Annotated in this window: 11 protein-coding genes and 1 pseudogene; 11 read left to right on the top strand and 1 reads right to left on the bottom strand. The window is 47.0% G+C overall.

Features of this window, described 5'->3' with window-relative positions:
• The first annotated feature begins 19 nt into the window (after nt 1-19).
• Nucleotides 20-394, top strand: coding sequence for a hypothetical protein (locus ARB69_RS28110; RefSeq protein ID WP_070102438.1), 375 nt, complete (start codon nt 20-22; stop codon nt 392-394).
• 164 nt (nt 395-558) lie between these two features.
• Here the strand turns inward: ARB69_RS28110 and ARB69_RS14140 are convergent, their stop codons facing one another.
• On the bottom strand, nt 559-1,455 hold the full coding sequence (locus tag ARB69_RS14140; RefSeq protein ID WP_050641420.1) for a YitT family protein: 897 nt from the start codon (nt 1,453-1,455) through the stop codon (nt 559-561).
• Nucleotides 1,456-1,809: 354 nt separating this feature from the next.
• Here ARB69_RS14140 and ARB69_RS14135 point away from each other — a divergent pair, with 354 nt between their 5' ends.
• From ARB69_RS14135 to ARB69_RS14085, 10 genes and pseudogenes are all read left to right on the top strand, one after another.
• Entirely contained in the window at nt 1,810-3,720 is a 1,911-nt protein-coding gene (locus tag ARB69_RS14135) for a GGDEF domain-containing phosphodiesterase (RefSeq protein WP_055153805.1), read from the top strand.
• 258 nt (nt 3,721-3,978) lie between these two features.
• Nucleotides 3,979-4,611 (top strand): AAA family ATPase, encoded by a 633-nt coding sequence (locus ARB69_RS14130; protein ID WP_055153803.1) that lies wholly within the window; start codon nt 3,979-3,981, stop codon nt 4,609-4,611.
• Nucleotides 4,611-4,838, top strand: coding sequence for a hypothetical protein (locus ARB69_RS14125; RefSeq protein ID WP_153920964.1), 228 nt, complete (start codon nt 4,611-4,613; stop codon nt 4,836-4,838). The genes ARB69_RS14130 and ARB69_RS14125 overlap by 1 nt, the downstream gene beginning before the upstream one ends.
• Complete coding sequence (locus ARB69_RS14120; RefSeq protein WP_050641416.1) at nt 4,819-5,136, top strand: YbjQ family protein; 318 nt, start codon at nt 4,819-4,821, stop codon at nt 5,134-5,136. Before ARB69_RS14125 ends, ARB69_RS14120 begins: the two co-directional genes overlap by 20 nt.
• Before the next feature lie 140 nt (nt 5,137-5,276).
• Nucleotides 5,277-6,413: a ComEC/Rec2 family competence protein gene (locus ARB69_RS14115; RefSeq protein ID WP_055153801.1), complete on the top strand. Its 1,137-nt coding sequence runs from the start codon at nt 5,277-5,279 to the stop codon at nt 6,411-6,413.
• A 115-nt stretch (nt 6,414-6,528) separates the two neighbouring features.
• Nucleotides 6,529-7,334 (top strand): annotated as a pseudogene (locus tag ARB69_RS14105) (type II toxin-antitoxin system HipA family toxin).
• 510 nt (nt 7,335-7,844) lie between these two features.
• Entirely contained in the window at nt 7,845-9,995 is a 2,151-nt protein-coding gene (locus ARB69_RS14100) for a hypothetical protein (RefSeq protein ID WP_055153795.1), read from the top strand.
• An 11-nt stretch (nt 9,996-10,006) separates the two neighbouring features.
• The gene (locus ARB69_RS14095) at nt 10,007-11,302 is read left to right on the top strand and encodes an ABC transporter substrate-binding protein (protein ID WP_197278221.1); all 1,296 of its coding nucleotides are present in this window, start codon (nt 10,007-10,009) and stop codon (nt 11,300-11,302) included.
• 23 nt (nt 11,303-11,325) lie between these two features.
• Nucleotides 11,326-12,192, top strand: a complete 867-nt coding sequence (locus tag ARB69_RS14090) for a carbohydrate ABC transporter permease (RefSeq protein WP_055153793.1) — start codon at nt 11,326-11,328, stop codon at nt 12,190-12,192.
• Nucleotides 12,185-13,012: a carbohydrate ABC transporter permease gene (locus ARB69_RS14085; RefSeq protein WP_055153791.1), complete on the top strand. Its 828-nt coding sequence runs from the start codon at nt 12,185-12,187 to the stop codon at nt 13,010-13,012. Before ARB69_RS14090 ends, ARB69_RS14085 begins: the two co-directional genes overlap by 8 nt.
• Nucleotides 13,013-13,093 lie beyond the last annotated feature (81 nt).

Raw genomic sequence — 13,093 nt, 5'->3', positions numbered from 1 at the left:
CATATTTGCGGGTTATCAGATGGCAGGCTTCTTTGTCGGGGCCGGGGAAGAGACGGTACAGTCTATGGCTCAGACTTACCTTCAGATTAACGGGGCTATGTACTTTGTACTGGCACTGCTGTTTATCTTCAGATTTACCCTGCAGGGGCTGGGGAAAGGCGTTATGCCGACTGTGGCGGGTGTGATGGAACTGATTATGAGGACATTTGCTGCGGTATATCTGACTGCGGCTGTCGGCTTTGCCGGGGCATGCTGGGCCAACCCGCTGGCATGGGCGGGGGCATGTATCCCACTGGCAGCGGCATACTTTTTGACTATGCGGCGGCTGTCTGCCGGAAACGGAAATGCGGATTCCGGCAGTGTGTGCAGGAAAGCTGAAACCAATGCCGCCTGAAAATTGCCTGTAGCATAAAAATAGTAAAACCCCGGTCAATGTTAAATTACTGACCGGGGTTTTACTATGAAAAATCAATCCTGTAAGTGAAGTATAAAGTTTAAAGTCATCATGATGTGCTCTGGTCTAGGAGTTCAGCCATCAGGTAATGCAGCTTTATAAAGTCAGGGGTAAAGCCTCTTCTCAAAGTTACCGGATACCGAGCAGCCTTCGGTAAATATCATAAATGCATTGGGATCAATTCCCCGCACAATTCTTTTTAACTGGCTGACCTCATATTTTGAAATCACAACGAACAGGATGTAGGAGGCCTGATTTGTATAGGCTCCGGCTCCGTCCCAGTTGGTGACTCCCCTCCCCATCTGTTCGATGATAGCCTGGGAGATGCCCAGCTTTTTGGTAAATATCATGACACTCATATTAATATTCTGGATATGTACTCTGTCGCAGGCGATGGAATATACAACGCCGTAAATCAAAGAATAAATCACGATCTCGATGTTAAACATCAAAAGGCATATTCCGTAGACGAAACAGTTGATGATGATGGAGACCTTGCCGACGCTGAATCCAGGGAATTTTTTTGAAAAGTAGATGCCCAGAATGTCCTGTCCGCCTCCGGAACTGCCTCCCCGGAGAATCATGCCGGATCCGGTTCCCGCGATAATACCGCCAATGACACAGGCGGTCAGATAATCGTCAATGACCGGGCTGGATGGAATCGGGATAAAGGTGAGCGCTGCGGTCTGGATAATAATGGTTATAATGGAACGTGCAAAAAAAATCCTGCCCATTTTACTCCATGCCAAATAGATCAGGGGCAGGTTGATCAGAAAGTAAATGATACCTGCAATATCTGTCTGCCCGAGAGAAAAGGGCAGTACTTTAATCACTAAGGTACGGATCAGCTGGGAGATTCCCATGAAGCCGCCATTATATAAAGATAGCGGTATGATAAATACATTCAGTCCAAATGCAAACATGACAGAGCCCGCAGTTGCGTAGCCCATACCAAACAGACGCTGCCTCTGCCGCTCACTTAAAGAATTAAAAAATGACATATTATTTTCCCCCACTAAAGCGATAAAGTTACCGATGTGTATATATTCTAGCACTTTGATTTCGGCAATACAAGACAAGATACTGCAAAATCTTATAATAGTTCATTATGAGTGTATAAATAGCCATTATAAGGGAAATCCCCGGCGTACGCCGCACATGGAGGTAGTCGGTCTGAGCAGTAATATATGTAACTGTTCTTGCCTGCATTACCTGTTACATATATGGAAAAATGCGCATAGTGAAAGAAAATAAAATGGTTTAATGTGGAAAAAAATCATGATATAATTATCTTATTTCATGGTTACTAAAGAGCGTGCCTAAAGAGCACTCCTAAAAAGATAAGAGGTGTACTTATGACTCAATGGTCACTGGCGGGGGAATTTTGGGCTTTTATAGTTATCGTAATTCTAATACTGTATTTTTATGAGAGGCGTCTGGCCGTAAATGCCAGGGACAAGCTGTACCGGAACTGCCTTTGGATGTCCATGCTCTGCATTGGCCTGAATGTGTCCAGTGTGGTGCTGCTTCAATATCCGGAACAAGTGCCGGGGTGGCTGAATATACTTTTGAACAGCGCTTACTTTCTGGCGGTTGTGGCTGCATGCTCGATGGTGGCGGCGTTTGTATTTATGATGATGATGGAGCATGTCTATGAAAAACACTGCCTGAGACGTGCATTTACGGGGCTCTTTGTTGTAAATATACTGTATGCGGCTGCTGTGTTGTGGAATATAAAGTCCGGCATCCTTTTTTATATTGACAGTGCTGGCATCTATCACAGGGGAAGGCTGAACGGGCTGGGCTACGCAGTGCTGGCAGTGGAAATTGGCATGATATATTTTTGTTACATAAAGAACCGTCCCAGCGTCAGCAAGTCGATGGTAAAGGTGATCTGTACGATCCCGCCGGTTACGGTTCTCTTATGCATGTTCCAGGCGCTCTTTCCTGAGATTATATTGAATGAGACCGCCATGGCGGTAGCCAATCTGGTTCTGTTTATCGGATTTCAGAACAGAGCAGTCAGAAGGGATTATCTGACTATGGTGGGCAACCGGGAGAGTTTTTATGAGAACCTTACGCTGAGGCTGGCCGGGAAACAGGAGTTCCAGCTGATTCTTCTGTCTCTGCGGCAGTATGATTTTGTAAATCAGAATTACGGGCATCAAAAAGGGGATGAGATTCTTTATACAATTGCGACCGGACTTGGCCGCCTGATACCGGGAGGAGAAGTATTCCGGTTTGGGAATGTGGATTTTGCTATGATTATTCCTCTGAAGTCGGCAGAAGAGGCCGCATCTAATTTCAAAACAGTAAAAAAACGGTGTGGGCAGACGTGGACCGTTGGAGATATACACGCTCACGTGCGCACCGTGTTTCTGTATCTGGAATATCGGGGAGAGCCGTGTACACCTTCGCAGATGATGGAGTATCTGGAATACGGTATTCGCAAAGCAAAAGAGAAGCCGGGAGCCTGTATTCATTTTACAGATGCGCTGCTGAAAGAATATGAAGAAGAAAAGCGGATTCTGGAGATCATGCAGCAGTCGGTGGAACAGAAGCGCTTTAAGGTATGGTACCAGCCGGTGTATCATCTTGGGGCGGGAGTCCGGTCCGCGGAGGCGCTTTTGAGGCTGGATGACTATGAGGGTAACCCGCTGCCGCCATCCAGGTTTATTCCAATCGCGGAGGAATCTGGGTTGATTGATGAGCTGAGCTGGATCGTTCTGGAGGAGGTGTGCTCGTTTCTGGAACAGAGCAATTCTAAACGGATAGAAAGCATATCTGTCAATCTGTCAATGCAGCAGTTTGCCGACATTGGGATATCTGAGCGGATTCAGGAATGTCTTAAACGTCACAGCCTGAGTCCGGATCAACTGAAAATAGAGGTGACAGAGAGGGTGCTTCTTCAGGATATGGGGTATATGAAGCATGTCATGCGGGATATGAACAGAGCAGGCATTGGGTTCTATCTGGATGATTTCGGTACCGGCTATTCTAACCTTTCCAGCGTGCTGGAGTTCCCGTTTGAGTGTGTAAAACTGGATAAGAGCCTGCTCAAAGAATTTCCTGGGAATCCGGATGCTGAGATGATGGTCAGGACTTTAACCGAACTTTTCCACAGCATCGGCAATCAAGTTGTTGTGGAGGGGGTTGAGGAGAAAACACAGGCGGAGCTGCTCGGGGTAATAGGAGCGGACCGGATACAGGGATATTATTACAGCAGGCCTTTGCCCCAGGATATATTTGCAAGGGAGTATAGTTGAAACTATTGTACTTCTTTCCAATAAACTACCAGATCGAACGGTTAATGTGAAATTTGAAAAAGGAGAAGGAAAAGTACTTTTGAATGAAATTTGAGTGAAGATTCCAGTGCAGTTGTAGGCTGAGGTGTGGCCATTTTTAACAGGATTACGATTATTTCTGGAAATAGATGATAATGATTGAACTGTGCGTGCACGATGGGGTATAATATAATTAACAATGAGGCGGTGTTATAATGTCAGAGATAAGGAGTTGATAATATGACAGACCACACGATTATTACCATTGGCAGACAGTTTGGGAGCGGCGGGCACGAAATTGGGAACCGCCTTGCAGAACGGCTGGATATTCCGCTTTATGACCACAACCTGATCCGGATGGCGGCTAAAGAGCTGAAGGTAAGCGATGAGGAGGCATCCCGTGTTGATGAAACTATACTGGGGAGGTTTTTATCCGCATATGTAGTCGGGACAGGAGATTATACGGCATTTATGAGCCAGGAAGCTTATGGTGTGCCTTTAAGCGACCGGATGTATGAGACGCAGACGGAGATCATTAAGAAGCTGGCGGCTCAGAGCTCCTGTATTTTTGTGGGCAGGTGTGCAGATTATGTGCTGGGAGATTATACGAATTGTATCAATATTTTTATTCATGCCTTTAAGGATGACAGAATACGCCGGGTCATGAATATCTATAAGCTGACTGAAAGACAGGCATGGGATAAGATCAAGAAAGTGGATAAGGAGCGCAGGCTTTATTATGAAGCGCATACCGGACGCGAATGGGGCAGCAGTGAGTCACATGAGATCCTGTTCAATGCCAGTCTGCTGGGAGTGGATGGAGTTGTGGACGCAATGGAAGCAATTTATAAAACCTGGGAAGGCAGAAAGTGATGAAAAAACATGGAAAGAAGATGATAGCGCCAGTCATTATAACGATTTTGCTGCTGCTGTATTTTATCGGGTTTGCGGCGGTGGTATTTATGCTGAGGCCCCCTCTAGCAGTATGCATTTTTGGCGCAGTCATACCTCTTGCACTGGCAGGAGTGGCGCTGGGAGTATGTATCCAGCGGATTAAAGAGATAAGGAGTGGAGAAGAAGATGATCTTAGTAAATACTGATTATATTACAGGAAAGAATTTTGAAATGCTGGGTCTTGTAAAGGGAAGTACGATCCAGTCAAAGAATGTGGGAAAAGATATAACACAGGGCTTTAAAACCCTGGTCGGCGGCGAGCTGAAGGCCTACAATGAGATGATGAATGACGCGCGGGCGCTGGCTACAAAGCGCATGACGGAAGAGGCGGAGAATCTGGGAGCCGATGCCATTATTAATATCCGCTATGCTTCCTCCGCAGTTATGGCCGGGGCTGCAGAAGTTATGGCCTACGGTACTGCAGTGAAGTTTACGGAACCGTAAGCAAGGCCTGTATTTTTAAGAAGAATCAGATATGCAGAGCAGGAGATTCTGTCTGATATGGCAGAGTCTCCTTTGCGTATACGCAGGGCTTATGAAGAGGGATACCGGAAAAGACAGAATTATAATAAGGGGATGGATCAATGGACAGAAGAAACTGGAAAAAGAGAATTCTGGCACTTATACTGCCGGCCTTTCTGATGCTTTTTGGATTTGCATCAGGTGCGCAGCAGGCCGACACGGTAAAGGCAGCAGGTGGGAATAACAGGCTGGAAGTGCATTTTATGGATGTGGGGCAGGGGGACGCCACACTGATTATGACGGACGGCCATGCCATGCTGATCGATGCAGGAAACAACGGTAAGGGTACGGCGGTTCAGAACTATCTGCAGAAACAGGGCATCAAGAAACTGGATTATGTGATCGGTACACATCCGGATGCCGATCATATCGGGGGGCTTGACGTTATCATATACAAATTTGACTGCGGAAAGGTTCTGCTCCCGGATTACCAGAAGAATACGAAAACCTATGACGAAGTAGAAGACACTTTAAAAGCTAAAAGCTATCGGGCGGCGCATCCGGCAGCAGGGGATACTTATCAGTTAGGAGACGCGGTATTTACCGTAACCGCGCCGGCTGATAAAAAATTTGACAACGCCAACGATTATTCGATTGCAGTACGGCTTGAGTACGGAAAGAATGCATTCTTGTTTGTGGGTGATGCAGAGGAGGATTCCGAGAATGAGATGTTGAAAAGTAAGCAGGATATCAGCGCCGATGTGTATAAGGTGAGCCATCATGGGAGTAAAACGGGAACATCCGAAGAATTTCTGGAGAAAGTAGATCCCAAATATGCCGTGATCAGCTGCGGGGAAGACAATTCCTACGGGCATCCCCACGCAGAGGTTCTGAATCTGCTGCGCCGGGAAGGCGTCCAGGTATTCCGTACAGACGAGCAGGGTACCATTGTGGCTGTTTCCGACGGCAGGAAAATCACCTGGAACATGTCCCCGGATGATAGCTGGAAGGCCGGTGAACCAAAGGGAACCGCCGGCGATCAGGACAGCGGTGGTTCGGGCGCTGTACAGAAAGCAGAGAAAAAGGCGGCAGGGCCCAGGAGTGTGGATGGATATATTTTAAATACCAGTACAAAGAAAATCCATCGGCCTTCCTGCAGCAGCGTAAAAAAGATGGCGGAAAAAAATAAAAAAGAGACGGACAAAGAGATAGAGGAACTGAAAAAGGACGGGTATAGTCCGTGTAAAAAATGTCTGTAACCACAGAATAGGATTAGGGGGACGCCAGGCGGACTGTAAGGTCTTACTGTCTGAAGGGATATCTCCTGCGGTTGTCCGCCCTGTAGAGCGGCTTGGTATTGTTGGGAGTGCCGGTATGGGGGCATTGGAGTACTATCCGGAATTAATGCAGCTGGATGCTGCGCAGCAATTAAATTTTGACAGGATGTCTCAGGAATGTGAAAAGATTTTGAAAGAAGAAGAGAGTAATGAACTGGATACATTATTTAAATTAGGCGGATCATCAGGCGGAGCAAGGCCAAAGGCATTAGTTTCCGTGGACGGTGCTTCATGGATCGTGAAGTTCCCTTCTTTATATGACCGCAGGACAATAGGGGAAGAGGAATATTGTTATATGAAGTGTGCCGGAAAATGCGGAATAGATGTACCGGAAGTGAGATTATTTCCATCAGAGTACGGTATAAGGGGTATTTTGCAGTAAAGCGCTTTGACAGGGGAAGCAGGGGCAAAGTGCACATGATTACGGTAAGCGGGTTGCTGGAAACTTCCCATAGAATCCCCAATCTGGATTACAGGGATTTGATGAAATTAACATATATTTTGACAAAAGATAATCGCCAGCTGGAAGAGATGTATCGAAGAATGTGCTTTAATGTCTATGCACATAACCGGGACGACCACGCAAAGAACTTCTCATTTTTATATGATGAAGAGAACAGCAGATGGATACTTTCTCCGGCGTATGACTTAACTTACAGTAATTCTATTGTCGGAGAACATGCAACCTGTGTAAGCGGGAATGGAAAGAATCCAGGAGTAAAAGAGCTTGTCGGGACAGGGACGGCGGCAGGAATTGCGCAAAGCAGAGCGATGAGGATCGCAGGAGAAGTGGAAGAGATTGTGGCATATGAATTAAGGGGAATTCTGGATTCATATTCGTAGGCGGGGCGTATAAAATGTAAATGATGTGTGCAGGAGTGTATTTGTAACAGTTTAGGCCTGCTTGAACTGTTACGTGTATTTCATGAAATGTAAGCAGAGCCTATTCGTAGTTTGGGGCAGTGTGCCGATTACTATGGATAGGCTCTTTTTATTTTATAGGGAAGTTTGCCTATCAGATAAAAATGCTCTCCCGGCGGGATGTGCACTGTGGCGTAAGAGGCAGGTGCCGCTATGCGGCCGCCGCAGGCGCGAGTTTCGCAGGCAAAAACTTATTTTTGTGCAATTTGTATAAAGTTTTTTGGGTTTTTGGAAAAATGATAAGAAAATGAAAGAAAAATATCATGTTTTGTGCGGATATGTTGATTTTTTTGATTAACTAGTGAATATAAAATAGAAATATCTTATTAAGATTTTATACTCATCAGAGCGGTTATTAATTTTAAGACGTAATAGGAGACGGCGAAAATAAGATCCGTATCAGATGAAAAGCAAAGAAAGGGGGCATGAAGCATGCACAGTCTGAAATTCATCAACTGGTATGAAACGTTTCTGGGCGAGGATGGCCCGAAGGTTTATGCGGAGACTGTTTTGGACAAGCGGGAGATGAGAACGGTTCATATGTTTCAGATTTCAGGCAGCGAGATTACGGTTGAAGATGCTATTTTACAAAAGGATGATAAGGTTGAGGTCATCCGCCGTGTTCGTTCAAATGGAAAAGCAGATACAGGAATTGAAAAAAACGGGATTGCATTCGGTATGGAGATTCTGCTCGGGGAGGGAAAACAGTTACGATACGGCATTCCTTCCTGCCGGTATTCTTCGGGACAGGCGGGGAAACATACCTATATGGAGGAACGGCTGACGGCACCGGTCATTATGGCATATGATGAAAGTGCCAGGACAGCAGTATCTGTGGCCAGGACCAGGCCGCCTGCGGATACGGGAAAGGAAGAACGAAAGACAGGAGACTCCCGCTATCTGCACGAGACGGAGGTGGGATCTCTTGGATATGAATGTCAGGAAGGCAGGGAAAATATCCTGTGTGCCCGCTGGCCATATGAGGAGATGGAAAAGAGTGTGGCGCTGGATGCCAAGGGGACCCCTGTTCAGGCCTTTTACCCTATAACCGGGAATGCCTGGGAGATGGAGCTGCATTATGAACTCCAGCAAACCTGTGACAGAACATTTACTGACGGTTTGTATCACGTTTTTAAGGGGCTGGCAGAGCACTTTGAAACTGAAGGACACCGTACAGTCAGCCTTCCGTTTACTTTGGAGGAAGAAATTATCTGCCGTGAGACAAGCCTCATGCGGAGCTACCGGGAATTTGGAGATGACGGGGCGGGATTTTTCTTTCATTTTGATCCGCGCAAGGGGTACGGTTCCGAACCGTCCGGTTTTGGAACCTCTTTCAATACAATACCCCACAGCACGTATGTACACATTCTGGAATACGGTTTTACCGGCCGGCAGAATCATACGGCGCTGATCCTGGCCAGAGATAAAGGCGGTGAATGGATCGAAAAGGGGGAGAAAGTAGTGGACTTTTTCCTGAAGCACTGCATGAAGGAGAACGGATGGGTGTATTCACTTTATGACCTGGAACGGGAGGAGCCTTTCTTTTCCTTTGGGGATCTGGATGCTCCAAAGCTTCATTATATGGATTACCGGGGAGCAAAAGGGAACTATCTCAGAACAATGACGGAACCGGTAAATGATGTACTGGAATACTGCAAATGGTATCGGGAACAGGGGCGTGTTAAGCAACAATGGCTGGAGGCTGTCATGCGCTACGCAGACCTGCTGGTCTCTCTGCAGAATGAGGACGGTTCCTGGTACCGGGCGTACGAACCGGACGGTACTCCTGTTTTTATGCTGGAGGAACCGTGGATGACAGAGCAGGAAAGAGAACGGGGCCGAAAAGCCGCGTCAGCCATTCCGATCGTGTTTCTTTGTAATCTGGCAGAATATCTGTCCGAAGGGGAGTTCAGTACAGATGCTGCGAATACAGAGCCGGCCGGTTCGAAACGATCCGTCTATCTGCGCGCCGCAGTGAGGGCCGGTGAATATGTCCTTTCCAGGGGATGCAGGGAAGAACTCTTTCAGGGAGGCACGCTGGATAATCCCAATGTGGTGGATAAAGAGGCGGCACAATATGCGATGGCCGGATGCTGGCGCTTATATGAACAAACCGGTGAGAAACGGTTTCTGGATGGTGCGGTGACGGCCGGGAAACAGTTCGTGACATGGAATTATATCTGGAATGCACCGGTGAAAGCGGGAACAGTTCTTGCTGAAAAAAAGTTCCGGACAAAGGGAATGGGAGCCATCAATTCCATCTGGTGCGGAGGCGTGGTCGATATCTACTCCCTGTTCCATATCCGGGAGCTGTATCTGACGGGCCGGGAGACAGGGGATGAATTTATGATCCGGATGGCCGACTGGATCAGCACGGCCGCACATCAAATCATGTCCTGGCCGGGAGACCGGATGGGATTCGCAGATATCGGGATGCAGCCGGAAGGATTCGGCATATGCCCCCAGGGAATGGATGAGGGAATGATACAAAAAGGAGATATCTGGGGAACACTCGGATGGATTTATTCCGCCGGAATAGACGGCGTGGATAGATATATAAGAGAACTGCCTCAGGCAGAATAAAAGGAGGAAAAATGATGAAGAAAAAAGTATTGAGTTTGATGCTGGCGGCAGCTATGACAGTTACCATGCTGGCAGGGTGCGGTTCATCCAAACAGGAAGAGCAGAAGAAAACAGAAAAGTCTGATTCAGGAGCTGTTGTCCTGAATATGTACCACAGCTGGAGTACTGACTCTGAAAGGGGCGCAGCACTGGATAAGCTGATTCAGGAGTTCAACGAAGAGAATAAGGGAAAGATCGAGGTGGAAGTGACCGTAAATCCGGATTTTCCGGCATATCAGGAAAAAGTAAAGACCATGATCTCCACAGATACAACGCCGGATATCTTCCATTATAATTTTAACCCGAACGATCTGTCCAGGCAGGAATCCGGCAAGCTGATGGATTTTTCAAAGTATATGGATGATGAGTGGGCGGAAAGATTCGGTGAAGGGGATCTTGAGACACTGACCGTGAACGGGGAAATCTCATCCATTCCATTTGAAAAGGCGGGAGCAGTTTTTTATTACAACAAAGAACTTTTTGCGCAGGCAGGAATCGAAGAATTCCCTGACACGTGGGACGGACTTCTGGATGCATGCGCAGCATTAAAAGAGAAGGGAATCACTCCATTTTCCCTGTATACGGCGGACGATGCCTGGTATACATGTAATTTATTCACTTATCTTGCGGCAAGTTATGCAGGAACAGAGACGCTGAATGAGGGCGGAAGCATTGACACTCCGGAAATGAAACAGGCGGCGGAAATGCTAAGAAAATTCTGGGATTATACGACAGGGGATGCAATCGGGGCCAATTACTCCGTAGCCATGAATAATTTTGCTTCCGGCAAGACAGCCATTGCTATTGATGGACCGTGGCTGATCGGCTCCCTTTCAGAAATACAGGATAAAATCGGAATTGCGAAGGCGCCTACATTTGGCGATGGAAAAGTGGCTGAGAATTATCTCGTGACGGACGCACAGACACCGTGGGCAGCAGCTAAGACAGATGATCCGGAAAAAGAAGAGGCCATCGTTGCATTTATGAAATATATCACCTCTGAAGAAAGCGTGAAACAGCTGACACTGGAAGGTGCAGTTTTCCTTTCACCGAAGCTGAATATGGAAGACCCGGATGTAAAGAATACAGAAGGGCTTCTTGGAGAATATCTTGCCCTGAATTCTGTGGTAGAGGGAAGTACAGTTAATATCCAGAGAAACCTGACGACTACGGCAAATACAAAACTTCCGTCTCTTCTGGAAAGCCTTGCACTGGACAGTGTAACTCCGGATGAATTCATAGAGCAGCTGTCCAAAGAAAATCAATAGAAAAAGAAAGGGGCGGACGAACGATGAAAAGACGGCAGACCGTATTATATATGGCGCCTGCAGTGATTCTGATAGTTGCTTTCTTTTTGGGGCCGCTTTGTTATCTGGGATATGTAAGCTTTTTCGAGTGGAACGGCCTTGGGCCAAAGACATTTGTAGGAATAGATAACTTCCGATATGTATTCTCAGATCCGGTTTTCAGGATGGCGTTTAAAAATACTGTTATCTGGCTTCTGTCAGCCCTTTTTTTACACATTCCCTTCGGGCTGCTTCTGGCGCTGCTTTTAAATAAGCAGCCCAGGGGATGGAAATTTCTGCGGGTGATGTATTTTATTCCCAATGTAATTTCAACGACGGCAGTTGCCTTTCTGTGGTATTTTATCTATCATGTTGATGTGGGACTCTTAAACAGTGTGCTGAAAAGCCTTGGGCTGGGAAAGCTGGCACATGCATGGCTGAATGATCCGGGAACCGCACTGATCTGTAATCAGGTTCCGTTTATTTTCTATGTAGGGCTGACAATGATTATATTCCTGACCCAGTTGTCTACCGTGCCGAAGGAACTGAAAGAGGCTGCCATGGTGGACGGCGCCACAGGATTTCAGATTGATATTCATGTATATCTGCCAATGATGAAACCGGCAGTCATTACGAATATTATGCTGAACCTGGCATTTTGCCTCAGGACATTCGAGTATCCGTTTCTGATGACGGGCGGCGGGCCGGCTAACAGTACAACGAATCTTTCTTTATATATTTACAGGGAGATGGTCGGATCCAACAGGTATGGGATATCTATGGTAGCAGGACTGATTACCGTACTGCTTGGTTTTGGGATTATGCTGCTGGTTAATGTGCTTCAAAGAGAAAGGAGGAGCCGTCATGAATAGCAGGAGAACACCGGGGCGCACAGTGATGTACATATTTCTTGCTGTGGTGCTTGTCTTTATGCTGGTACCGTTTTTATGGCTGCTGGTTTCTTCCTTCCGGCCCAACGCGGATCTGTTCAACGAACCGTTTGCGGTGCCGCAACATCTTTCGCTGGAGAACTTCAGGGCAGTGATGGAAAGCCATCCGATGGTATTATACTTTTTCAATACGGTGGGAGTGGCAGCCCTGGCAACGGTTATTTCGATCCTGTCAGCCACTTTGGCATCCTACGCCATGCTGTACAGATTCAGCAGCAGAAAAATCCTGACCGTACTTTTTTCCATGTGCCTGTTTATTCCAACCAATGCATTTCTGGTTCCGTATTATGTCATGATCAATAAAATCGGACTTTATGATAACATTCTTGGCATAGCGCTGGTGTATGCGGGCGTGAACCTGCCAATGAGCCTGATGGTTATACGGGGGTATATGGAGACGATTCCCGGAGAGCTTCTGGAATCGGCAAAGATAGACGGCGCAACTGCGGGACAGGCCTTTCGGAGGATTATACTGCCGGTTTCGAAACCCGGCATTGTTACGGCATGTGTATTTATCGTCATCAATTCATGGAATGAACTGCTCTTTGCAAATCTTTTGAACCAGAGCGACTCTTCCAGAACGATCCAGGTGGCGATCCGATCCTTTTTAACAACCTTTGAGGCCAATTATGCCTATGCGTTTGCTGCGATGGTGATTTCCATACTTCCTACCATTGTGATCTATGCAATGCTGACTGACAAGATTATAGGGGGGATGACAGCCGGCGCCGTGAAAGGCTAGGCGCGTCCAGAAAAGGGCGGTTGGTTTAGTGGGTGGAAATCCCATACGGCAAGGTGTAGCGAGCCACCGTTAGCGAGTCTT

Origin of the sequence: Faecalicatena contorta (assembly GCF_001404335.1) — a bacterium.
Taxonomy (GTDB): domain Bacteria; phylum Bacillota; class Clostridia; order Lachnospirales; family Lachnospiraceae; genus Faecalicatena; species Faecalicatena contortus_B.
This window is presented reverse-complemented; position numbering and strand designations above follow the sequence as displayed.